Below are 22,445 nucleotides of genomic sequence, written 5' to 3' on the forward strand. Positions count from 1 at the left end.
TCACCGTAATAAACGTCATTGAGGGCAAGAAAACATAGGACAATCCCCGCCCACAATCATCAAGCAAACGAGTCAAAGCAGGCAAAGAAAGTAAACTGGGCTCGCAGCGGATGGCGCAGAGCCAATCACATACGCGGTCCGCCTCGAGGAAACCGTCACACTGCCTTCCTTCGCGTGGGAACGACGGCTTGCACAAGGCATCAAGCACGGCGCCCTCGCCAAGCGCAGCAGCAAAACAGCGGCTCAGCTAAACAAGATCAGCGAGGCCACACATCAGCCAGCCATTCCAGACAGCCTTGCGGCAAGGCGACCCAACCGGACTGACTGTGATTGCAGCCCGGTATCATGCGAAAGCGCGGTTCCCCACCCTGATGCTGAGCCAGCTCCTGCGCCAGCTCGCGCGCGCCATCGACCATGCGGCGCTCCAGCAGACGCTGACGCCGCTGCTCGCGGGCCGGTTCCGGCAGGGCCTCTTCGGCCGGTCCCAGGCGCTGTTCGTATTCGCCGACCGTGATCGACACCGGCACGGTCAAGGCCGCCGGCGGCAGGGGCTGCGCCAGCAATCGGGCCAGATAGGCGTCCCCCCACCACACCGAAGGGCTGGATACCGCCATGGCCTGGAACAGGCCTGGTTCGTGCACCAACGCATGCAAGGCAAACAAACCGGCCAGCGAATGGCCGCACAACAAGCGGCGTTGCGGATCCAGTTGCGCCCTGCCGTGCGCCCAGGGCAGAAACACATCGCGCAGCAAGACCCGGAAATCATCGGCCCGCCCGGCTTCGCCCTCGGGTCCGGGCGTGTAATCCTGATCGCGCCAATTTTCCTGGACATAGCCCACGCCCAGCACCGCACCGCACAGAGGCGCCGCACCGGGTACGGCGGCCAGCACCGCCTGAAACTGCGCCTGGTCCAGCACGCAGGCCAGCGGCCAGCCGCTTTCCGGGGCCGAGCCCAGGGGGACGGCCAGGGTCAGGCGATAATGACGCCCCAAAGGCGAAAGATAGTCTAGGTGTTCAAGCTGCATAAAAGAGTCGCGGTGATGACGCCAAAGCGTAGCCGATGAACTATACTTTCTTTCTGCGTAAACGGTTCTCATTCAGAAACTTAATGTCCACATCTGCTGTTCCGGCCACGGCGCTGGCCGACTATCAACACATCCTCAAGCGGCGCTGGCTGCTGGTGGGCGCCCTGATCCTGATCATCATGGCCTCGATTGTGGCCGATTTCATGCTCGGTCCCTCGGGCCTGAGCCTGGGCGAACTCAGCCACGCGCTGTTCAAGCCAGAACAGTCCGATCCGACCACACGTGTCATTGTCTGGGAAATCCGCCTGCCTTATGCACTCATGGCCATGGCCATTGGCCTGGCCCTGGGCCTGTCAGGCGCGGAAATGCAGACCATTCTGAATAATCCCTTGGCCAGTCCCTTCACGCTGGGCATTTCCTCGGCGGCTGCCTTTGGCGCCTCCCTGGCCATCGTGCTGGACCTGTCGCTGCCCGGTGTTCCCCAGGCCTGGACCATTGCGGCCAACGCTTTTGTATTTGCCCTGTTTTCGGCCTTGCTGCTTGACGCGGTGGCGCGCTGGGGGGCGATGAGCACTGCCAATCTGGTGTTGTTTGGGATTGCGCTGGTGTTCTCATTCAATGCGCTGGTCTCGCTGGTGCAGTTTGTGGCCAGCGCCGAAGCCCTGCAAGGGCTGGTGTTCTGGACCATGGGCAGCCTGTCGCGCTCCTCCTGGGGCAAGGTCGGTATCATGCTGGCGGTGTTTGCGCTGATTTTGCCGCTGTCCCTGCGCGATACCTGGAAACTGACCGCCCTACGTCTGGGAGAGGACCGCGCCGCCAGCTTTGGTATCAATGTCTCGCGCCTGCGTCTGGTGTCCCTGCTGCGCATCAGTCTGCTGGCCGCGCTGGCCGTGTCCTTTGTCGGCACCATCGGCTTTGTGGGACTGATTGCCCCGCATATTGCCCGCCGCCTGTTTGGTGAAGATCACCGTTTTTACCTGCCCGGCAGCGCGCTGGTGGGCGGAGTGATTTTGTCGTTGGCCTCGATTGCCTCGAAAAACATGGTGCCCGGCATCATTATTCCGGTCGGCATTGTCACCTCCCTGGTGGGTGTGCCCTTCTTTCTGGGCGTGGTGCTGCGCCGCCAAATAAAGTGAACCATGCTTGAAGTCCACGATCTGAGCCTATCCTACGGCAAACGCGAAATTCTATCCCGGCTGACCATCAAGCCCTTGCAAGCTGGTCAGCTTGTGGCCCTGCTCGGTCCTAACGGCAGCGGCAAATCCACCCTGCTCAAGTCCTTGGCAGGACTGCTCAAGCCCACCACGGGCGAGGTCTTGCTCGATGGCCAGGAACTGAGCGGTGTCAGCTTTGAGCAGCGGGCCCAAAAAGTGGTGTACCTGCCCCAGTCCTTGCCCGCGTCGGTTCACCTGCGCGTCTTTGAATCGGTACTGGTGGCTGCCAATGCCTCGGCTCCCGGTGGCCATGCACGGGACGTGGACCATGAACACATCCTGCACATCCTGCAGCGCCTGGGTATTGCGCACCTGTCCATGCACTATCTGGACCAACTCTCGGGTGGCCAGAAACAACTGGTCGGTCTGGCGCAAGCCCTGATCCGCAAGCCCACCTTGCTGCTGCTCGATGAGCCACTGTCCGCCCTGGACTTGAACTATCAGTTCCATGTCATGGACCTGCTGGCCCAGGAAACCCACGACAACAATCTGATCACCCTGATCGTGCTGCATGACCTGAACGTGGCCCTGCGCCACAGCGACTACGCGCTGATGATTGAAGGCGGCGGCCTGCTGGCGCAAGGTGAGCCTTCCAAGGTGATTACCCCCCACTCGCTGGCCCAGGCCTATGGCGTGCGCGCCCGCGTGGAAAGTTGCTCGCAAGGTACCTTGCAAATCATTATCGACGGGCTGCAAGAGCCTGTGCTGTGACTTCGGAGAATCCATGAACATCCTGCGCCACCTGCTGCTGTCGCTGTGCCTGCTCCTGCCCTTGGGGGCGAACGCACAGCCCATCGAAGTCACCGATGTCATGGGCCGTACCGTTACCCTGCCCGGACCGGCCAAACGGATTGTGCTGACTCAGGCTCGACACTTTCCGGTGCTGGCGCTGGTTCACCCCGAACCGGCCACGCTGATTGCGGGCTGGTCGGACGAGTTCAAGACCTCTTTTTCCAACGAATATGAACGTTATCTGAAGCACTACCCTCAACTGGCCAACATCCCCGTTGTGGGACGCCATACGGCTGATACCTTCTCGGTAGAGCAAGCCCTGGCCCTGCGCCCCGACCTTGTGGTGCTGACCGCTGCCTTTGCCGGCCTGACGCCCGGCCAGGACACGCGCGACTCGGCCCTGATCCAGCGTCTGACCGCCGCCCAGGTCCCCGTCATTGTCATCGACTTCTTTGTCAATCCGCTGGAGAACACCGTGCCCAGCCTGCGCGCCCTGGGTTACGCCGTTGGTGAGAAGGAGCGCACTGAGGAATTCATCCAGTTTTACGAAGAACACATGCAGGGTGTTGCCCAGCGACTGACGGATCTGCCCCAAGACGATCACCCGCCCGTTTTCGTGCATGCGCATGCCGGCAGCACGGACTGCTGCAACTCGCCTGGCGCCGGCACCTTCAACGACATGATCCGCTATGCAGGCGGCCATAATATTGGCGCGGATGTACTCAAAAGTGCTACCGGCAAACTGAACTTTGAATACATCCACTCCCGCGCCCCGATGGTTTATGTGGCCACCGGCACAGGCGCCGGCAAGCGCAGCACCTCCGGCGGGCTGACCATTGGCACGGGCGTCAGTGAAGATCAGGCGCGTCAAAGCCTGCAGGCCATCATTGACGGCAACCGTCTGCAGGCCTTGCCAGCCGTGCGCAGCGGCAACAGCCACGGTATCTGGCACGCTTTCAACGACTCCCCCTTGCATATGATTTTCATCGAAGCCTTGGCAGGCTGGATTCATCCAGATCGCTTTGAAGGGGTGTCGGCCCTGAAAACGCTGGAAGAAGTAAACCAGCGCTTTCTGACCGTGCCCATGGAAGGCACTTACATGATTGATCTAAAGCCCGCGTCCTAAACCTTCATGTCGCGCCTGATTCCACTGGAGCTGCCCCCCACGGGCGGCCATCCCCATCACGTCCTGTTGCGCCTGCCGGACGGAAAGCCTGCGCAAGGCCCTCTGCCTGTGCTGTGCCTGCTTGATGGTCAGTGGACCTTGCCACTGCTGGAAGAAAGCGGCCACCCCGCCTTGCAGCGCTGCGCGATTCTGTCGCTGGGCTATCAAGGCGATCGCGATCAGATCACCCGTTACCGCGCACTGGACTACACCCCGCCCGGCCCGGACGGCGGCTTATGGGAAGATCCGCGCGTTCCCGAGTGGCAAGCCGGTGGCGCACCCGCCATGATCGAACAAGTGCGCAGGGCTCTGGCCTTGGCCCAAGGAGTAGCGCCCGCACTGACCCGTGCCCGTATCAGCCTGTACGGCCACTCCTACGCGGGTCTGTTCGTGCTGTACGCCCTTAGTCAACAGAGCCTGCCCATCCATCATTATCTGTGCGCCAGTCCGTCCTTGTGGTGGCGCGATCCCCTGATCTGGACTTTGCTGGAGCAATTGGGCAAGCCGGTACAGGTGGATATTCTGGCCGGTGCCTCCGAGGCCTGGTATCCGCTGAGCGCTCAGGCAGCGGGCCCGGAAGGACGCAAAAATGGTGTACCTACCCTGCCCACCATGCGACAACTCCAAGCGCACTTGCAAGCCCAAGGCATGCAGGCGAATCTGCATGTTCTGCCCGGCGCCGGCCACGGCCACGTTCTGGCACAAGCCACCTTGCGAGCCCTGGAACTGGCTTGTGGCGCGGCTTAGCCGTGTTCTCCTGGCGCGCATGACGCGCGTTTTCACTTCATATCCAAGTTTTCCCGCCCTAGGGTAACTCCCCCCATTTCTCCCCTTGTTTTAGGCCTCAACTTCTTTTAGTCTGTATTTATATGCAAGTGCATAGAAATTACAAAAGAGATGGGAGACAGATTATGAAGGTAGCGGTATTAGGTGGCGGACACGGTTGTTACGCGGCAGCAGCCGACTTGAGCGAACAGGGTCACGAGGTCCGTTTGTGGCGTCGGGATACGGCTCAGTTGCAGCCCTTGCTGGACCGTCCGGTCATGACGCTGAAAGACGAAGCAGGCGAGCGTGAAATCCCCATTGCCAAGATCTGCGCCGATATTGGCGAGGCCATCGCCGGTGCCGATCTGGTGCTGATCCCGTCACCTGCGATCGCCCAGGAAGATATTGCCCGCGCCATGGCTCCGCACCTGACAGACGGCCAGGTGGTGTTCCTGCCCCCCGGCACGTTTGGCTCTTTCATCATGAGCGAGATCGTGCGCGGCACCGGCAACAAGGCCGATGTCAGCTGGGCGGAAACCGGCACGCTGCCCTGGCTGGCCCGCAAGCATGGCGATACCGTCATCAACATCACTACCCGCGCCACCCGCTTGCCTACCGGCGTCTACCCAGCCCGCAATACCGACCATGCCCTGGTGGTGATTGGCAAGGTGTTCCCCAGCGTGGAGCGCTGCGAAGATGCCCTGTCCGGCGCGCTGATGAATGCCGGCCCCATCATCCACCCGCCACTGATCATGATGAATGCCGGCCCGCTGGAGCATTTCCCGGCCTGGGATATCCACAACGAAGGCACCCAGCCCTCGGTGCGCGCGGTAACAACGCAACTGGACAATGAGCGCATGCGCATTCGTGAAGCGCTGGGCTACGGTGCCCCGCATTTCCCTCTGTCTGACCATTACGAGAACGATCAGTGGATGTATGGCGACCGTTCCTCGCACTCCAAGCTGGTGAAAAGCGGCGACTGGCGCGAGAAGATCGACCTGCAAGAGCACCGCTACATGCGGGAAGACACCATGCTGGGCCTGGCGTTCTTTGCGTCCGTCGCCGATTGGGCCGGTGTGGACGCCCCCGTCACCAAAGGCTTGCTGGCCATTGCCGGAGCCATCGTGGGCGAAGACCTGCGTCAAGGCCGGCGCACCCTGGCCAGCCTGGGTCTGGACACGATGAACCGCGAACAACTGCAAGCCATGCTGCACGCCGGGAGAGCCTGATGAACGCGCCCGCCCCGATCAAAAGTATCGTTGCGGTGGGCGCAGGTCGCATGGGGCGGGGCATTGCCCTGGCCTATGCGCTGCGCGGCCACGCCGTGACCTTGCTGGACTTCAAACCCCGTCAGCCTGCTGATCGCACCCGTCTGGAAGCCGACATACGCCAGGAGTTAGGCGCCACGCTGGAGCAGTTGGCCGAGCTGGGCATGTTCGCAGCCCAGCAGATTGACGACTATCTGGCCTGCATCAGCATCGCCCCGTTAAACGACGCGGCCCAGGTGCTGGGCCAGGCAGACCTGATTTACGAAGGCGTGCCCGAAACCCGCGAGGCCAAGGCTGACGCACTGGGCCGCATTGGCGAACTGGCCCGGCCCGAGGCGCTGATCGCCTCCACGACCTCCACCATGCTGGCCTCCGACCTGGCCCCCATGCTCAGTCACCCCGAGCGTTTTCTCAATGCCCACTGGCTCAACCCGGCATTCCTGATTCCTCTGGTGGAAATCAGTGCCCACCCCGGCACCAGCGAACAGACCTTGAGCCGTCTGCAAAGCAATCTGGAGTCCATCGGGAAAGTCCCCGTGGTCTGCGGCTGCCATCCCGGCTTCATCGTGCCACGCCTGCAGACCCTCATCATGAATGAGGCGGCCCGCATGGTTGAGGAAGGCGTGGCCAGCGCCGCCGATATTGATAAAGCCACCCGCTACGGTCTGGGTTTCCGCTTTGCCAGCATCGGCGTGCTCGAATTCATCGACTATGGCGGCAACGACATTCTGTACCACGCCGGCCAGTACCTGTCGCAGAACCTGGACCCGGAGCGCTACGCCGTTCCCGACATCATCACCCGTTATATGGAAAGTGGACGCAACGGTCTGCGCAGCGGACAGGGCTTTCACGAGTACCCAGTGGACCAGCAGCCCGCCTATCGACGCGACGTGCTGGCCCGCGTACTGGGCATGCTGGATCACATCGGCCTGGCCCCCGCCCACGCCGAGCACTTTGCCAAGGAGACACAGGAATGAAAAAAGACTCCCACGCTGCGCCTTCGGCTTGCTGCCCTCCAGGAGGGCGCTTTTCATCCTGGGGCAGCCCGACGATGAAAAAAACCGCTGCCTTGCTGTTTGCCCTGATGAGCTGTCATGGTCTGAGCCAGGCTCAGGAAGTCCCCACCCTACGGGTAGGCTGGACCATTCCGGGCGAGGAAGCCAAGTATCTGATGGCCAAGCGCCCCGAGCTGTTTCCACAATTAGGCAAAAAATACCAGATCCAGTGGACACAGTTCCAGGGCACCTCCCCCATGGTGCAAGCCATGCGGGCCGGTGTGCTGGAATGTTCCACCATGGCCCCCATGTCGCTGGCCAATGGTGCGATTGAAAGCGGTCTGGAAGCCTATATCGTGGCCCAGCACGTGCACTCGGACGATGATCATTTCTCCGTCTACTGGGCCGTGAAGGAAGACAGCCCGATCAAGACCGCGGCGGACCTGAAAGGCAAGGTCATCGGCACCAATGCCTATGGTGCCGGGGTGTACTTCGACATGCTGCTGTGGCTGCGTCAGAACGGCATTGACCCGGACAAGGACGTGAAAATCGTTGAAACGGGCTTTCCGCCTGCCGCCGACGCCATTCGCAGCGGCCGCATTGATGCCGGTCCCATGGCCCAGCCCTTTGCCCTGCTGAACGAGAAGAAAGGTGGCTTGCGCAAGCTGTTTTCCCTGTCCGAAGTGGCCAGCCCATCCGTACAGATTTTCGAAGCCTGCAGCAAAGCCTATAGCGACGCCAACCCCGAAGTGGTACGTGCCTACGTGCAGGATTTGAAAGCGGCCATGGGCATGCTCAGCAAAGACCCCTCACTGGCGGTGGATGTAACCGCCCAGATCACCCGTGCGCCCAAGGACTTGCTGGCACAGTACCTGTTCACCGACCAGGACTTTGCACGTGTCCCGGACATGCAGCCCAATCTGGAATCGATTCAGGGGACCTACGATCGCTATCACCAGGCCGGCTTCCTGAAAAAAGCGCTGAACGTGCGGGACTTCTACCGGGCTGATTTACGCGAGGCAACACCATGATTGAACTGGATGGTGTCGGCAAAACCTTCAACACCCGGCAGGGCCGCAGCCACACCGCCCTGCAGGACATCGCCCTGAGCATTCCGGCAGGGCGTTTTGTGTCTATTCTGGGCCCCAGCGGTTGTGGCAAAAGCACTCTGCTCTATATGTTGGGGGGCTTTGAGTCCTGCTCCAGCGGACAGATTCGCGTCAAGGGCAAGCCCATTACCGGCCCGGGCCCGGACCGCGGCCCGGTGTTTCAGGAGTACGCGCTGTTTCCCTGGAAAACCGTCCTGGGAAACGTGGCCTACGGCATGCGTGAGCAAGGCATGCCCAAGGCGCAGGCCGAACAGCGTGCCAGCGAATGGCTGGACAAAGTCAAGCTGGGGCCATACGCCTCCTTTTATCCGCGTGAACTGTCCGGCGGCATGCGTCAGCGCGCAGCCATCGCCCGCACCCTGGCCTATGAGCCGGACATCCTGCTGATGGATGAGCCCTTCGGGGCACTGGATGCCCACACCCGCGTCACCCTGCAAACGGAACTGCTCAGTCTGTGGGAGCAGTTGCGCAATACCGTGGTATTCGTGACGCACGGCGTGGACGAGGCAGTATTTCTGTCCGACACCGTCATTGTCATGACGGGCTCGCCCGGCCGCATCAAGGAGGTGGTGGAGATCGACCTGCCCCGCCCCCGTATCCGCAGTGAACTGCTACGCAATCCGGTCTATCAGGAAACCATTATCCGTCTGGAGCAATCCCTGATGGCGGAGGCCCATCCATGACGCCCCAGCACTGGTATGAACATCGCTGGGCCTGCCTGGTCATGGCGGCCATCCTGGTGCTGCTGGTCTGGGCGGGCTTGGCCCGCTGGGTGGGGCTGGACTCTTTCCCCAGCCCCTGGGCAGCCCTGCATGAGGTACCGGCCCTGATCAGCGACCCGATGGCCTGGTCGGCTATCCTGCAATCGATAGGCCGCATGTTTGCCGGTTACGCCCTGGCGCTGCTGGTAGCAGTACCGCTGGGTCTGGCCATGGGCCGCAGTCGCCTGGTCTATACCGCCTTCTATCCCTTGGTAGCCTTGGCCTACCCCATGCCTAAAGCGGCCTTGATGCCGATTTTGATGCTGTGGTTCGGGCTGGGTGACTTTTCCAAAATTCTGGTCATCGCGCTGGGGGTGTCCTTGCCCTTGCTCTATCACAGCTATCACGGCGCAAGCCGTATCGAACCCAAGCTGATCTGGGTGGCCCAATCCATGGGCATGGGGCCGCTGGCGCGGCTGGGCAAGATCGTGCTGCCCGCCTCCTTGCCTGAAGTCATGATTGGCTGCCGCGTGGGGGTGGTCATGGCGCTGATCGTGATGGTGTCCTCCGAGATGATCGCGCGCCAGGAAGGCATAGGCAATCTGCTGTTCACCTCCATGGATATGGCGCAGTACTCCACCGTGTATGCCGTCATCATGCTGCTTGCCGTACTGGGCATTGCCTGCGACGCCCTGTTCGAGTTTGTTCGCAAACGCTGCACGCGTTGGCATGACTCCACCCAAAGCCTGATGGACAAAGGATGACGCCATGACCACTAAAACCCTTGCCTCAGCGGAACACGCTAGGCGTTCTACTCCAAGCCGCCCGGTCAAACGCCGGGACTGGTCAGGACTGTCTTTGTGCATCAGTCCGGCCTTGATGCTGATTGTCTGGGAACTGTGCACTCGCTCGGGCTGGGTCAGCCCGCAGTTGTTGCCAGCCCCCTCCGCCATTTTTTTGCGGGTGCTGGAGCTGGCCGCTCAGGCCGACTTCTGGCACAACCTGAGCATGACGATCTACCGCCTGCTCAGTGGTTTGCTGATCGCCTGCGTGGTCGGTGTAAGCCTGGCGCTGACAGCTCAACTGACGCGCTGGAGCTCCTTTCTGCTCGATGCCCTGATCCGTCTGCTGGCCCCTATTCCCAAAATCGCCCTTTATCCGGCGCTGATTCTCATCATGGGGTTTGAAAGCTCATCGAAAATCGCACTGGTGGTCTCGGATGCGATTTTCCCAGTGCTGATGGCCAGTTGGGTGGCAGCGCAGACGGTGGACCGCAAGCTGATCTGGTCTGCCCGTGCCGCGGGGACATCCCGCAGTGCCTGTTTGTGGAAAATCATTTTGCCTGCCATCAGCCCGACCGTGCTGGCCGGCGTGCGAGTAGCCGGTGTCATTGCCTGCGTGGTGGTCTTTCTGGCCGAGATGATTGCCTCTACCGACGGGCTGGGCCATATGCTGACCGCCGCTGCACGCAGCTACCGCACGATTGATATGTTTGTCCCCCTGGTCTGGATCTGCGTGCTGGGCTTCGCACTGAACCTGACCATTGCCGCTTTACAGCACAAAGTGGATCATACGAACTAACCCATCAAGACTGAACTGACCACTTGCCCGGCCACCTTGCAGCGCTGGCCGGGTTTTCGCAGGCTGACTCAATCACTCAGAACGGGTAGCCTGCTTTTTTTTGCCTCAAGGAAGCCGCTTCACTATGGCCAGCCGCCCTCTGACCGACGCCTATACCGGGCACGATACCTTCATCCCCTATCTGCTCAATCGCAGCACCTCGGCCTTGAATGCCGACTTTCAGACCTTGCTGCGCAGCCATGACCTGACTCTGCTGCATTGGCGGGTACTGGCTTTTCTGAATGAAACCGATGGCTTGGGCGTCAGCACCCTGGCGCAATACACCGACGTGGATCAAACTACGTTGTCACGCGCCCTGGTCGTTATGGAAAACGCCGGTCACCTGTCGCGCCAGGCTGATCCGCTGGATCAGCGTCGCGTGCTCATCCATCTGCATGAACAGGGTCGACAGCATTTTCTGCGCGTCCTGCCTGCCGCGCTGGACATTCATCACCGTGCCATTCAAGGCTTTTCGGTTGAGGAGCTCGCCCTACTGCGCCAATTTCTCAACCGCATTCGCGCCAATATCAACGGGGCGACGCCCTAAGGTCAGTGCTTGCCTTGCTTCACCCCAGCGTCCAGGTAGACGCTTTTTTTATGCCCAGGCTACTGCGCCTTCTTCAAAAACAGGCCATGTCCGGCCGGTGAACCAGACTTGAAATCGTCCTTCATCCTGAAGGAGCCTTTATTTACCGGTAAAAAGCCCATAAAATGATAATGATTAACATTTAGTATCGCAGTCACCCGCCTGAGATGTCCTGCCAGGCAACCGTGGCTCTCTTACGGAAACAAGATCTCGTGACTCTTTCTTCTACGCGCGCTGAACGTCGTCGGCTATTGCTGGCCGCGGCGGCCGGTCCTTTGCTCTTTGGCGTCCCTCGCCTGCTTCGCGCGCAAGACGGCCCCTTGAAAATTGCCTTGCTGACCTCTTTGTCCGGCCCCTTTGCCTCCTTGGGAGAAAGCATGCGGGCTGGCCTGGAGTTGTTGCTGAAACAGTGCAATTACGAAATGGGCGGACGCCAGGTTCAATTGCTGGTCGAAGATGACCACGGCAAGCCGGACGAAGCCATCCGTAAAGTACGCAAGCTGATCGAGCGCGACCAGATCGATATTCTGGGCGGGGTGATCAGCGCCAATATCGCGCTGGCCATTCGTGACATCGTGCATGATGCCCAACTGCCAACCTTCATCTCCAATGCGGCAGCCAATGATCTGGCCCGGGGGGCAGCCAGCCCTTACGTCTTTCGTCCCACCAAAACCAGTTGGATGCTGGGTCACACCGGCGCCTTGTGGACCTTTGAGCAGATCGAGAAATCCGGCGGCATCACCCTGGGCTCGGACTACACCGCAGGCCGCGAATACATTGAAGATTTTGCCAAGACCTACCAGGAGCAGGGTGGCACCCTGGGGGAGCGCATCTGGACCCCCTTGGGTACGCCGGACTTCGCGCCTATCCTGATGAATCTGGCCGCCAGCAACCCCCGCTTCGTATACACCTTTCTGGCCGGTGCTGATGCGGTTCGCTTCCATCAGCAAATGCAGGACTATCAGCTGCACGGCAAAATCCAGATTGTCGGCCCCGGTGCCTTGTATGACCAAGAAGACGTAATTGCCACGGTCGGCAAGGCCGCCCTGGGAGGAGTCAGCACGTTTCACCAATCGCCAGGCGCGGCAGCGGCCCAGGAATTTGTGGCCGCCTACCAGGCCAGCCGGGGACGCTTGCCCGGCGAGGCCAGCACCGCCGGTTACGTCACCGGCCAGGTCATCCAGGCAGGGCTGGAAGCGGTCAAGGGCGATCTGTCCAACAAGGCCGCCTTCAAACAAGCCCTGCTGGATCAGCCAATCAACACCGCCTTTGGCCCCATGGCGTTTGACCCGCGCAACAACCAGTCAATTCTGGACATTTACGTCAACCGGGTTGAACAAGACGACCAGGGCCGCCCGTTTAACACCGTGGTTCACACTTACCAGCGCATCCAGGACCCCGGCCCACGTTCTTGAGCTCCGCCTTGTCTTACTTTCTGCTCCAAATCCTCAATGCCCTGTCTTTTTCAGCCCTCCTGATGCTGGCAGGGCTGGGCCTGTCCTTGGTGCTCAGCCTGATGAACTTCATCAACCTGACGCATGGCTCCTTTTTTCTGCTAGGCGGCTATATCAGCGTCCAGTGGCTGGCTTCGGGCGCGCCCTGGTGGCTAGCTTTTCCCGCCGCCTTTGCCCTGTGCGGCCTGATGGGTTTCTTGCTGGATCGCTTCCCCTTTCGCCGCTTTTACCAGCGCACCCACTTGATGCAGGTGCTGCTGACTTACGGCCTGTCCGTCATTCTGGCGGACCTGATGCGCTGGGGTTTCAGCGCCGACACGCTATCGCCCATGCTGCCACACGTGCTGCGGGGCGGAGTGTGGATCTTGGGACTGCCTTTTCCCACCTACCGCCTGTTTCTGATCGTCACAGGCCTGACGCTGGCCTTGCTGTTCTGGTTTCTGCTGGATCGCACCCTCTGGGGCGCGGCCATTCGCGCTTGTGTGCACGATGCGCAGATCGTCGAAACCCTGGGCTTGAACTCGCGCCGCCTGTTCGCCATCGGCATGGCCCTGTCTGCCGCTCTGGCGGGCTTGGGCGGGGCGTTGGGGGCAGGCATGCTGTCGGTCTACCCCGGTCTGGATGAAGAAATCCTGTTGCTGGCCTTGCTGGTTGTGGTCATTGGTGGCCTGAACTCAGTGCGCGGCACCTTGCTATGCGCACTGATCCTGGGCTTTGTCACCACCTTCGCACGCGTCTGGGTCCCAGCCTTTGCCAACGCCGCCACCTTGGCCGTGATGCTGGGTCTATTGCTGTGCTGGCCCAACGGCCTGAGCAAGTCCGCTACCCGACAGGTTTAAATGAACACGCTCAACATTCACCAGCTGCGCACTGGACTTTGGCCCACCCTGGCCTGCTTGCTCGTACTCAGCAGCCATGCCTGGGGCGACCCGTTTCTATGGCGCTTTGGCACCGAAGCCCTATTGATCGGCTGCGCCGTGCTCAGCATCAATCTGCTGATCGGTTATGGGGGACTGGTCTCTCTGGGACATGGCGCCGTTTTTGGCTTTGCTGCCTACGCCACGGCCATCAGCAGTCAGTATTGGGGCGCATCCCTGCCCCTGATGCTTCTGGTCGGCATGGCGGCAGGCACTTTGCTGTCCATATTGATGGCACTGATCAGCCTGCGCAGCTCCGAACTGTTCTTCATGGTAGCCACGCTCGTTGCCGGTCAACTGATTTGGGAAGTGGCGTTTCGCTGGCGGGATGTCACCGGCGGCGCCGATGGCCTGCGCGGTTTCCCGCGTCTGAGCCTGGGCGAACTGCCCTTGAGCGCCCCCTATACCTTGATGGTTCTGGCCCTGCTGCTGGCTATCATCTGCTGGTTGTTGCTGCGCTCATTTAGCCGCGCTCCTATCGGTCTGGCCTTGACTGGTCTGCGCGACCAGCCTTTGCGGATGGCCGCCCTGGGTTATCAGGCATGGCGTATCCGCCTCTACACCTTCATGATTGCAGGTGCGATAGCCGGTGCCGCTGGCGGGCTGTATCCCTTTGCGAATCAGTACGTCAGCCCGCAGCAGGTGCATTGGAGCTTCTCGGCCACGCTGATCATCATGGGCGTGATCGGTGGCATACGTACCTGGCGCGGCGCATTCATCGGCGCTACGTTCTATCTGTTTGCCCAGACCTACCTGAGCTCCTATACCGATCGGTGGCAGTTGCTGGTGGGTTTGATCTTTGTGCTGACGGTTCTGTTCATGCCCCATGGGCTGGCGGAACGACGCAAGAGGTCTGCATGAGCGTTTTACTGAGCACTCGCGAACTGGCCCTGCAGGTAGGCGGCCTCTCTATTCTGACTGACGTCAGTTTGGAACTACGCGCCGGCGAAACGCTGGGTTTGATTGGCCCAAATGGCGCGGGTAAAACCACGCTGTTCAACATCATCAGCGGGCTTACCCGCCCCACAGGCGGCCAGGTGTTGCTACAAGGCCAGGATCTGCGCAGCCTGGGCCCCATTGAGCGGGCTCGTCACGGTCTGGTGCGCAGCTTTCAGACCAGCCGGATCTTCCCCGAGCTGACCTTGCTGCAAAACCTGAGCCTGGCAGTACGCATCAAGAAAGACTGTGGCTACCAGTGGTGGGGACGCAAAGCGGCCCGTGCCGCCAGCCAGCACGCAGCCCAGACACTGCTGGAACACAGCGCGCTGGCCGGCCGCGGCCATCAACTGGCCAGCGCGCTGTCTTATGGTGAACAGCGCATTCTGGATGTACTGATTGCCCTGGCTCAGCAACCCCGCGTACTCTTGCTGGATGAGCCTACCGCCGGCCTGTCCGAATCCGAGTCTCGTGACGTCATGGCACTGGTCCATGCCAGGCGGGGTCAATGTGCCGTGCTGCTGATCAGCCACGATATTGATATTGTTTTTCAAGAATGTGACCGTATTGCCGTGCTGTCCGGCGGCATGTTGCTGACCTGCGATACGCCCGAGGCCGTGCGCCAGCACGCGGGTGCGCGACAGGCCTATTTAGGCGAACTGGCGTTGGAGACGGTATGAAAAACGCACTGAGCATCTCCGGCCTGACGGCCCATTACGATCGGGCAGACATCCTCCACGACATCAATCTGTCCATTCCCGTCGGGCAAAGCGTGGCCTTGCTGGGCCGCAATGGCGCGGGCAAGACCAGCCTGCTGCACTGTTTGTTCAATATGGGCCCCATGTGGCAAGGTCAGATTGAGGTGCTGGGTCAGGACATTGAAGGCATGCCCACGTACCGCATCGCCCTGCTGGGCATGGCCCTGGTGCCGCAGGGGCGGGGGCGCTTCCCGACGTTGAGCGTGCAGGAAAGTCTACGTCTGGCTGGCCTGGCCCATCGTCCGCAAACCAGGGACCGCTGGACGTTGGAACGCATTTACGACGGCATGCCGCGGCTGTACGAGCGTCGCCAATCCTCCTGCTCTGCGCTCAGCGGGGGCGAGCGTCAGTTATTGGCTCTGGCCCGTGCCCTGCTGACGCAGTCTTCCCTGATCATTCTGGACGAACCTAGCGAGGGCCTGGCCCCCATGACCATTCAAGATACCTTGCTGCCCCAACTGCAATCCTTGAACCAACAAGGCATTACCGTGCTGATTGCCGAGCAGAATCTGAGCCTGGCCCTGGAGCTGGCCGATCGTGCCTTGCTGCTGGGCCACGGCCATCTGGTCTACGACGGCCCTGCGGCCCAGTTGCGTCAGGATGCCGCACTGCTGCAACGCCATTTGGGCCTTTGACATGTTCTCGGTGTATAGCCTGTCCTTGCCCCTGGCCCCTGGCCTGGAATCCTGGTTACAGGACCAGATTCCCGACAGCCTGCGAGCCACCATCGCCCGCCGCCAGCGCCAGTCCGACCAGCACTTGAGCCTGCTGGCTCACGGTGCCTTGCGCCATTTTCTGGCTCCCCTGCTGGGCTGCGCGCCACACGCTGTTCCTGTCAAAAACCTGGAGCATGGCAAGCCCGTGCTGGATCTGGATAACCCCGATCTGCACTTTAGCCTGTCGCACAGCGGCGATCGCGTGTTGTTGGGCATCGCCGATCAAACCATAGGCGTCGATATTGAAGCCATGCGGCTACCCGTGCGAGCCGGGCTGATAGAACATTGCAGCGTCCACGCCGAACGTGCATGGCTAAAAAACGATCTGGACTTTTACGCGCTCTGGTGCGGCAAAGAAGCTGCCTTGAAGCATGCGGGAACAGGTTTTCATGTTCCGCCTCAAGAATTATGGTTGAACGCCCACCCGCAGGGCGGTTGCACCGTACAATCCACCCATCCCATCTTGCAGGGACTGGTCGTACACAGCAGCCGGCCAGCCGCCAATTACACGGCTGCGGTCTGCCTGAATACTCCCTTTCCATCCTGGACAATCCGCTTTCTGGACAGCGCTCAACTGCCTGACAGCCAGCTGACTGACTACGACTAAACCTGACAAGCCTGCTTATTTATGTAATAGTTCTCATTACCATGATGACATCTATTCCTGTTAAACAAATTTGGCCTGACGCCTTTGCCCAGCGATACCGCGATGCAGGACATTGGCAAGGGGAAACCTTTGGCGCCTTGCTGCGCACACGAGCACAACGCCACCCCGAGCGGGAAGCCATTGTGGGCGGCACCCAGCGCTGGACGTACGGCGCGCTGGATCAGTACGCCAGCCAGATCGCGGCGGGCCTGCTGCAAGCCGGTTTGCGCAAGGGCGACCGGGTTCTGGTTCACTTGCCCAACATTCCTGAATTCGTCAGCGTTATCTTTGGCTTGTTCCGTGCAGGTCTCCTGCCCGTGTACGTCTTGCCGGCACACCGCATTACCGAAGTCGAGCACTTTGCCAACACTGCCCAGGCGCGCGCCTATATCGGTGTGGATACGCATGCCGGTTTTGATTATCTGCCTTTGGTGCGCGAGCTGCGCGAGCGCTGTCCTCAGGTAGAGCAGGTGTACATCGTGGGCCAAGCTCAGGAATTTGTCGCGCTGGAACAACTGCAACGCCATGCGGCCGATGTGGACGTGCCCGACTCGGCGGCCCAGCCTTCCGAAGTGGCTTTCCTGCAAATCTCGGGCGGTAGCACGGGCTTGTCCAAGCTGATTCCCCGCACGCACGACGACTACATCTACACCTTGCGCGAAAGTGCCAAGATTGCCGGTCTGACCGAGAACAGTGTGTTCCTGGGCGCCTTGCCGATTGCACACAATTTCCCCATGAGTTCGCCCGGCTTTCTGGGTGCGCTCTATGCGGGTGCCAAAGTGGTGCTCAGTCCTGCCCCCAGCCCGGACGTTTGCTTTGAGCTGATCGAGCGCGAAGGCGTGACCGACACCAGTCTGGTCCCCCCGCTGCTGATGCTGTGGATGGATGCGGCCACCAAGACCCACGCCAGGCTGGACTCGCTGAAAGTCATTCAGGTTGGCGGCGCCAAGTTGAATGCCGAGGCGGCCAAACGCGTACGCCCTACGCTGGGCGTGACCTTGCAGCAGGTGTTTGGCATGGCCGAAGGTCTGGTGAACTACACCCGCCTGGACGATCCGCAGGACATCATCATCAACACCCAGGGCCGTCCTATCAGCCCGGACGATGAAATACTGATCGTGGATGACAACGGCAATCCGGTCGCCCCGGGCCAGCCTGGCTATCTGCTGACTCGTGGCCCCTACACGATCCGGGCTTACTACAACAATCCGTCGGCCAATGCCCGCTCCTTCACCGAGGACGGCTTTTACCGCACCGGCGACGTGGTGCGCATGACGCCAGAGGGCTATTTGATCGTTCAGGGCCGTGCCACCGACCATATCAACCGTGCGGGCGAAAAAATCTCCGCCGAGGAAATTGAAGATCATCTGCTGGCCCACCCGCAAGTCTTTGACGCCGCCGTGGTATCGGTGCCCGACGAATTCCTGGGCGAGCGCAGCTGTGCCTTCATCATCCCCAAGGATGACAAACCACGCGCGATTGAACTGAAGAAATGGATACGCAGCCGCGGTCTGGCCGACTTCAAAGTGCCGGACCAGATCGTGTTTGTGGATCGTTTCATGGAAACTGCGGCCTTGAAAATCAGCCGCAAGGAACTGCGCGCCCAACTGCGCGAACAACTCGAGAACACGACACAAGAGCAATCATGAGCACAGCACTTACCCTGGAACGCATGCGGGCCGATATTGCCGCCATGCTGCACGAAGATCCCCAGGACATTCTGGATGATGACAACCTGATCGACCTGGGCCTGGACTCCATGCGCGTCATGACCCTGGCCACCCGCTGGCGCGAGGCGGGCGCGCCGATTGAATTTTCCGAAATGGCCTCCGTGGTCACTCTGGGCCAATGGTGGTCGCTGATCGAGCGTGCCCAACAAAACGGCCGCTGATTTTCTTACTGCAACACGCTTATGTTTAGCCCCCCTTCCGAACTGCCATTGCGCCCCCTGACCGAAGCACAAGAAGGTCTTTGGTACGCCCAGCGTTTGGACCCGCTTAACCCGATTTTCAATACCGGGCACTGCACGCATATTCATTCGGCGCTGGACACGGCGCTGTTTGCCCGAGCCATCAATCTGACGCTGGCAGAAGCCGACGCCTTGACCTTGCGCATGGTCGATACGCCCGACGGCCCAGCCCAGTATCTGCGCCCGCAAGAGCCGATTCAGCTGGAGGTTGTTGATCTGTCCTCGCATGCCGATGGTGCAGAACAAGCCCAAACCCTGTTGATGGCCGACCTGCGCACTCCGCTGGACCCGACCGTTGCACCACTGGCACGACACATCCTGTTTGTGCTGGGGCCCAAGCACCATCTTTGGTATCAGCGTATCCATCATCTGGCCGCGGACGGCTATGGCATGGCATTGATCGAGACGCGTGTGGTCAAGCGCTACCAGGCCTTGCTCAGTGGCCGTGAAGATCATGGGCATGAGCTGGAGTCGTTCACTCTATTGCAAGATGACGATCAAATCTATCGGGATAGCGAGCGCCGCAGCAAGGACAGGCAGTTCTGGCTGGACACCTTAAGCGATGCGCAACCCGCACAAAGCCTGAGCGAATCCCAGGCCTTGAGCGACCATCATTTCCTGCTGGCACGCAGCGCCGTCACACCGGAGCTGACGGCCAGCCTGCAAGCATTGGCACAAAGCAGCGACATCAGCTGGCCAGACATTCTGACGGGACTGACCGCCGCCTATGTGCGCCGTCACACCCGCCAGGACGAATGCACGGTGGGCGTGCCCTGGATGGGCCGTCTGGGCCATATCAGCGCCCGCATTGTTTCGACGGTCATGAACGTGGCCCCGTTGCGTCTGCAGATCGATGAATCCCTGCCTGTAAACCAGTATCTGATCCAGGTCGCCAAAGCACTGCGCCAGGCACGTCGTCATGGTCGTTATCGCAGTGAGCAACTGCGCCGTGATCTGGGCTTGCTGGGCGGCATGCGCCGCCTGCACGGCCCCATCATCAACGTGCTGCCCTTTGACGCCCCCTACGAGCAGGCGGGCCTGAGTGCCAGCCAGTCAGTGCTGTGCGCCGGGCCCGTAGAAGATCTGAATTTCACATTCCGCGCTCAACCCGATGCCAGCGGTCTGCGCTTGGAAGTGGAAGCCAACCCCCGTTTGTACACCGACGAGCAGATTCAAACCCATCTGGTCCGTCTGGAACAATTCCTGTTGCGTGCTTTGCAGGCCGATACCCTGTCTGCCGTACCAACCCTGACCGATGCTGAACATCATCACTGGATTGAGGCCGTCAACCAGACGGCTCACCCGGTTCCTGAAACCACGCTGTGGGCCTTGATCCAGGCCCAGCTTGTCGCCCACCCGGAACGAACCGGTCTGGAGTTTGAAGGCAAGAAGCTGAGCTACGCCCAGATCAACGAGCAAACGGCCAATCTGGCCGCGCAACTGCGTCTGGCAGGCGTACAAACTGGCGATATCGTGGCCGTGGCCCTGCCCCGATCTATGGAGCTGGTGCTGTCCTTGCTCGCAATCCATCGCGCGGGGGCCGCCTACTTGCCACTGGATCTGGACCAGCCTGCCGATCGTCTGAACACCATCTTGCAGGCAGCTCAACCGCGCCTGCTGGTCGGCCAGCCCGATTGCACGCTGAACGCCTCCCTGCTGGTTCCTCAGCCTGAACAGGCTTGCAGTGCAAAAGCCTGGACCGCCGCAGGCCCGCACGATCCCTCTTACCTGATCTACACCTCCGGCTCTACCGGCACACCCAAAGGCGTGCTGGTCAACCACGACGCCATCGTCAACCGTTTGGTGTGGATGCAAACCCATTACGGCATGGGTGCCGGCGATCGCATTTTGCAAAAGACCCCCGCCACCTTTGACGTGTCGGTGTGGGAGTTCTTTCTGCCTTTCCTGTCGGGCGCGACCTTGGTCGTGGCGCCCCCGCAAGCACACCGCGACCCGGCCCATATCGCCCGCCTGATCCGCGAACAACACATCACGGTGCTGCATTTTGTGCCCTCCATGCTCAATGCTTTTCTGGATGAGCCTGTTGCTCGTGGACTGGCGCCGCGTCTGGTGTTTTGCAGCGGAGAAGAGCTGTCGGCCGCTACCCGCGACCGCTTCCACTCTCTGCTGAATGCCGAACTGCACAATCTGTATGGCCCCACCGAAGCCGCCGTGGACGTGTCCTACTGGCCCGCTTCGCGTGACGACCACTCCCAGCCTGTTCCGATCGGCTTTCCCGTGTGGAACACGGCCCTGTACATCCTGGACGAGCAGTTGCGACCTGTACCGCCCGGTGTGGCTGGTCATCTGTACCTGGCTGGCCGTCAGCTGGCACAAGGCTACTGGGGCCGCCCGGATCTGACAGAAGAACGCTTTGTACCCGACCCCTATGCCCTGCATGGGCAACGCATGTACGCCACCGGCGATGTAGCCCGCTGGCGTGAGGATGGTGCCGTGGTTTTCCTGGGTCGTTCCGATCACCAGATCAAGCTGCGTGGTCAACGTATCGAGCTGGGAGAAATTGAAGCTCTGCTGGCCCGTCACCCCGCTGTGGCACACGTTGCCGTTATCGCTCGTGAAGATGTACCCGGACACATGGCCATTGTGGCGTACTGGGTGCCGCAAGCAGACAGCCCATGCACGGACAAGACACTGGCCGCTTATGTAGGCGAGCACTTGCCGTCCTACATGGTGCCCAGCGCCTGGATCAGCCTGGACGCCTTGCCGGTGACGGCCAACGGCAAGCTGGACCGCAAGGCCCTGCCGGTGCCTGCGCTGCAAGTGCGTGCAGCCGGTTTGCCGCTGGAAGGTGCCACTCAACACCAGATCGCCGCCGCTTTCGCCAGCGTGCTGGAAAGCAGCGAGGCCTTTTACGCCGACGACGACTTCTTCGCCCTGGGCGGGCACTCCTTACTGGCCGCCAAGCTGGCCTTGCTGCTGCGTGAAGCACGCGGTCAGGCCGTGTCGATTGGCACTATTTTTGAATACCCCACCATTGCGCGCCTGGCCAGACATCTGGATCAGTCAGGCAATGCAACCGCCGATGGTTTTGGCCCTCTCATCACCTTGCGTCCGGGGCAGAACGATCAGCCCGCACTGTTTGTGATTCACCCGGCCGGTGGCTTGTCCTGGTGCTATGGCGCGCTGGCGCGTCATCTGCCCCCAGGCCGTGCTGTTTATGGTTTACAGGCTAGCGTGCTGTCTGACTCCTCGCTGGACCTGGATGGCAGCCTGGACGCCATGGCCAAGGTATATGTAGATCGTATCGAGCACGTTCAGCCTAGGGGCCCCTACCATCTGGCAGGCTGGTCCGTGGGCGGCATTATTGCTCAGGCCATGGCCGTGGAGCTGCGTCGTCGCGGCCAACTGGTAGGCATGTTGTCCTTGCTGGACGCCTACCCCAGCGATGCGTGGCGTAACGAGCCGGCGCCCGAGCCCAACGCCATCTACAAGGCGCTGCTACATATTGCGGGCCATGATCCGGACAGCTTGCCCGACGTTTCCCTGACGCGTCAGGGTGTGGTGGATTTCCTCAAGCGCAGCGGTCACCCGCTGGCCGAGCTGCCCGACACGCGTCTGGACAGCGTATTCCAGGTGGTGGAAAACAATAACCGCCTGGTGCGCCTGCACGAGCATCGCATCTATGACGGCCCCCTGCTGTATTTCCGCGCGGCGCTGGATCACGCAGGCACACAATTGCATCCCGGTTTGTGGAAGCCTTACGCAGAACAGCTGGAGGTCCACGACATCGCCTGCCTACACGCCCATTTGACCGGTACTGAAGCCGTGGCCGTCATGGCTCCGCTGATGGACACGGCCATGGCAAGTGCCGAACACGCACAAGCCCAACCTGAACTCAATATATAAAC

General features: G+C 60.8%; 21 protein-coding genes. 20 read left to right on the plus strand and 1 reads right to left on the minus strand.

The genetic code is table 11. From position 1 onward, the window contains the following. Positions 1-257 precede the first annotated feature (257 nt). On the minus strand, positions 258-1,025 hold the full coding sequence (locus V6936_RS11850) for an alpha/beta hydrolase (RefSeq protein ID WP_003804419.1): 768 nt from the start codon (positions 1,023-1,025) through the stop codon (positions 258-260). A gap of 83 nt (positions 1,026-1,108) precedes the next feature. On the opposite strand from V6936_RS11850, the gene V6936_RS11855 reads away from it, so the two are divergent. The 20 genes from V6936_RS11855 (at position 1,109) to V6936_RS11950 (ending at position 22,443) form a co-directional block, all read left to right on the plus strand. Further along, positions 1,109-2,161: a FecCD family ABC transporter permease gene (locus V6936_RS11855; protein ID WP_003804421.1), complete on the plus strand. Its 1,053-nt coding sequence runs from the start codon at positions 1,109-1,111 to the stop codon at positions 2,159-2,161. A 3-nt stretch (positions 2,162-2,164) separates the two neighbouring features. Next, the gene (locus tag V6936_RS11860; protein WP_131071200.1) at positions 2,165-2,950 is read left to right on the plus strand and encodes an ABC transporter ATP-binding protein; all 786 of its coding nucleotides are present in this window, start codon (positions 2,165-2,167) and stop codon (positions 2,948-2,950) included. A gap of 13 nt (positions 2,951-2,963) precedes the next feature. Beyond that, positions 2,964-4,097, plus strand: coding sequence for an ABC transporter substrate-binding protein (locus V6936_RS11865; protein ID WP_003804426.1), 1,134 nt, complete (start codon positions 2,964-2,966; stop codon positions 4,095-4,097). 6 nt (positions 4,098-4,103) lie between these two features. Then, positions 4,104-4,883 carry an alpha/beta hydrolase gene (locus tag V6936_RS11870; protein ID WP_003804428.1) on the plus strand — a complete coding sequence of 260 codons (780 nt, stop codon included), beginning with the start codon at positions 4,104-4,106 and terminating at the stop codon, positions 4,881-4,883. Positions 4,884-5,047: 164 nt separating this feature from the next. Beyond that, on the plus strand, positions 5,048-6,130 hold the full coding sequence (locus V6936_RS11875) for an NAD/NADP octopine/nopaline dehydrogenase family protein (protein ID WP_059318475.1): 1,083 nt from the start codon (positions 5,048-5,050) through the stop codon (positions 6,128-6,130). Beyond that, positions 6,130-7,146, plus strand: a complete 1,017-nt coding sequence (locus V6936_RS11880; RefSeq protein WP_219235477.1) for a 3-hydroxybutyryl-CoA dehydrogenase — start codon at positions 6,130-6,132, stop codon at positions 7,144-7,146. The genes V6936_RS11875 and V6936_RS11880 overlap by 1 nt, the downstream gene beginning before the upstream one ends. Then, positions 7,143-8,195, plus strand: a complete 1,053-nt coding sequence (locus V6936_RS11885) for an ABC transporter substrate-binding protein (RefSeq protein WP_201024865.1) — start codon at positions 7,143-7,145, stop codon at positions 8,193-8,195. The genes V6936_RS11880 and V6936_RS11885 overlap by 4 nt, the downstream gene beginning before the upstream one ends. Beyond that, positions 8,192-8,956 (plus strand): ABC transporter ATP-binding protein, encoded by a 765-nt coding sequence (locus V6936_RS11890; protein WP_003804437.1) that lies wholly within the window; start codon positions 8,192-8,194, stop codon positions 8,954-8,956. The genes V6936_RS11885 and V6936_RS11890 overlap by 4 nt, the downstream gene beginning before the upstream one ends. Then, complete coding sequence (locus tag V6936_RS11895; RefSeq protein WP_059318472.1) at positions 8,953-9,738, plus strand: ABC transporter permease; 786 nt, start codon at positions 8,953-8,955, stop codon at positions 9,736-9,738. Before V6936_RS11890 ends, V6936_RS11895 begins: the two co-directional genes overlap by 4 nt. A 4-nt stretch (positions 9,739-9,742) precedes the next feature. After that, positions 9,743-10,555 carry an ABC transporter permease gene (locus V6936_RS11900; protein ID WP_336579928.1) on the plus strand — a complete coding sequence of 271 codons (813 nt, stop codon included), beginning with the start codon at positions 9,743-9,745 and terminating at the stop codon, positions 10,553-10,555. Between the two features lie 124 nt (positions 10,556-10,679). Then, the gene (locus V6936_RS11905; RefSeq protein WP_059318470.1) at positions 10,680-11,141 is read left to right on the plus strand and encodes a MarR family winged helix-turn-helix transcriptional regulator; all 462 of its coding nucleotides are present in this window, start codon (positions 10,680-10,682) and stop codon (positions 11,139-11,141) included. A 251-nt stretch (positions 11,142-11,392) separates the two neighbouring features. Beyond that, positions 11,393-12,595: an ABC transporter substrate-binding protein gene (locus V6936_RS11910; protein ID WP_336579929.1), complete on the plus strand. Its 1,203-nt coding sequence runs from the start codon at positions 11,393-11,395 to the stop codon at positions 12,593-12,595. Positions 12,596-12,603: 8 nt separating this feature from the next. Then, positions 12,604-13,473, plus strand: a complete 870-nt coding sequence (locus V6936_RS11915) for a branched-chain amino acid ABC transporter permease (protein ID WP_039943940.1) — start codon at positions 12,604-12,606, stop codon at positions 13,471-13,473. Next, on the plus strand, positions 13,474-14,412 hold the full coding sequence (locus V6936_RS11920) for a branched-chain amino acid ABC transporter permease (RefSeq protein WP_059318469.1): 939 nt from the start codon (positions 13,474-13,476) through the stop codon (positions 14,410-14,412). Beyond that, complete coding sequence (locus V6936_RS11925; RefSeq protein WP_301606447.1) at positions 14,409-15,167, plus strand: ABC transporter ATP-binding protein; 759 nt, start codon at positions 14,409-14,411, stop codon at positions 15,165-15,167. The genes V6936_RS11920 and V6936_RS11925 overlap by 4 nt, the downstream gene beginning before the upstream one ends. Next, positions 15,164-15,880, plus strand: coding sequence for an ABC transporter ATP-binding protein (locus V6936_RS11930; protein ID WP_003804453.1), 717 nt, complete (start codon positions 15,164-15,166; stop codon positions 15,878-15,880). The genes V6936_RS11925 and V6936_RS11930 overlap by 4 nt, the downstream gene beginning before the upstream one ends. Before the next feature lies 1 nt (position 15,881). Further along, on the plus strand, positions 15,882-16,568 hold the full coding sequence (locus V6936_RS11935; RefSeq protein WP_336579931.1) for a 4'-phosphopantetheinyl transferase family protein: 687 nt from the start codon (positions 15,882-15,884) through the stop codon (positions 16,566-16,568). Between the two features lie 41 nt (positions 16,569-16,609). Next, on the plus strand, positions 16,610-18,256 hold the full coding sequence (locus V6936_RS11940; RefSeq protein ID WP_003804457.1) for a (2,3-dihydroxybenzoyl)adenylate synthase: 1,647 nt from the start codon (positions 16,610-16,612) through the stop codon (positions 18,254-18,256). Continuing rightward, the gene (locus V6936_RS11945) at positions 18,253-18,498 is read left to right on the plus strand and encodes a phosphopantetheine-binding protein (RefSeq protein ID WP_003804459.1); all 246 of its coding nucleotides are present in this window, start codon (positions 18,253-18,255) and stop codon (positions 18,496-18,498) included. The genes V6936_RS11940 and V6936_RS11945 overlap by 4 nt, the downstream gene beginning before the upstream one ends. Positions 18,499-18,519: 21 nt before the next feature. Next, positions 18,520-22,443: an amino acid adenylation domain-containing protein gene (locus tag V6936_RS11950; RefSeq protein ID WP_301606444.1), complete on the plus strand. Its 3,924-nt coding sequence runs from the start codon at positions 18,520-18,522 to the stop codon at positions 22,441-22,443. Positions 22,444-22,445: the final 2 nt, after the last annotated feature.

The organism is Alcaligenes sp. CHO6, from assembly GCF_037120595.1.
GTDB lineage: Bacteria > Pseudomonadota > Gammaproteobacteria > Burkholderiales > Burkholderiaceae_B > Alcaligenes > Alcaligenes ammonioxydans.

Excerpts from the sequence above, each read along its gene's own strand:
- V6936_RS11860 (WP_131071200.1), top strand. The coding sequence starts at position 2,165 with ATGCTTGAAGTCCACGATCTGAGCCTATCCTACGGCAAACGCGAAATT.
- V6936_RS11925 (WP_301606447.1), top strand. The coding sequence starts at position 14,409 with ATGAGCGTTTTACTGAGCACTCGCGAACTGGCCCTGCAGGTAGGCGGC.
- V6936_RS11900 (WP_336579928.1), top strand. The coding sequence starts at position 9,743 with ATGACCACTAAAACCCTTGCCTCAGCGGAACACGCTAGGCGTTCTACT.
- V6936_RS11935 (WP_336579931.1), top strand. The coding sequence starts at position 15,882 with ATGTTCTCGGTGTATAGCCTGTCCTTGCCCCTGGCCCCTGGCCTGGAA.
- V6936_RS11940 (WP_003804457.1), top strand. The coding sequence starts at position 16,610 with ATGATGACATCTATTCCTGTTAAACAAATTTGGCCTGACGCCTTTGCC.
- V6936_RS11870 (WP_003804428.1), top strand. The coding sequence starts at position 4,104 with ATGTCGCGCCTGATTCCACTGGAGCTGCCCCCCACGGGCGGCCATCCC.
- V6936_RS11905 (WP_059318470.1), top strand. The coding sequence starts at position 10,680 with ATGGCCAGCCGCCCTCTGACCGACGCCTATACCGGGCACGATACCTTC.
- V6936_RS11945 (WP_003804459.1), top strand. The coding sequence starts at position 18,253 with ATGAGCACAGCACTTACCCTGGAACGCATGCGGGCCGATATTGCCGCC.
- V6936_RS11885 (WP_201024865.1), top strand. The coding sequence starts at position 7,143 with ATGAAAAAAGACTCCCACGCTGCGCCTTCGGCTTGCTGCCCTCCAGGA.
- V6936_RS11890 (WP_003804437.1), top strand. The coding sequence starts at position 8,192 with ATGATTGAACTGGATGGTGTCGGCAAAACCTTCAACACCCGGCAGGGC.
- V6936_RS11855 (WP_003804421.1), top strand. The coding sequence starts at position 1,109 with ATGTCCACATCTGCTGTTCCGGCCACGGCGCTGGCCGACTATCAACAC.
- V6936_RS11950 (WP_301606444.1), top strand. The coding sequence starts at position 18,520 with ATGTTTAGCCCCCCTTCCGAACTGCCATTGCGCCCCCTGACCGAAGCA.
- V6936_RS11920 (WP_059318469.1), top strand. The coding sequence starts at position 13,474 with ATGAACACGCTCAACATTCACCAGCTGCGCACTGGACTTTGGCCCACC.
- V6936_RS11930 (WP_003804453.1), top strand. The coding sequence starts at position 15,164 with ATGAAAAACGCACTGAGCATCTCCGGCCTGACGGCCCATTACGATCGG.
- V6936_RS11850 (WP_003804419.1), bottom strand. The coding sequence starts at position 1,025 with ATGCAGCTTGAACACCTAGACTATCTTTCGCCTTTGGGGCGTCATTAT.
- V6936_RS11895 (WP_059318472.1), top strand. The coding sequence starts at position 8,953 with ATGACGCCCCAGCACTGGTATGAACATCGCTGGGCCTGCCTGGTCATG.
- V6936_RS11865 (WP_003804426.1), top strand. The coding sequence starts at position 2,964 with ATGAACATCCTGCGCCACCTGCTGCTGTCGCTGTGCCTGCTCCTGCCC.
- V6936_RS11875 (WP_059318475.1), top strand. The coding sequence starts at position 5,048 with ATGAAGGTAGCGGTATTAGGTGGCGGACACGGTTGTTACGCGGCAGCA.
- V6936_RS11880 (WP_219235477.1), top strand. The coding sequence starts at position 6,130 with ATGAACGCGCCCGCCCCGATCAAAAGTATCGTTGCGGTGGGCGCAGGT.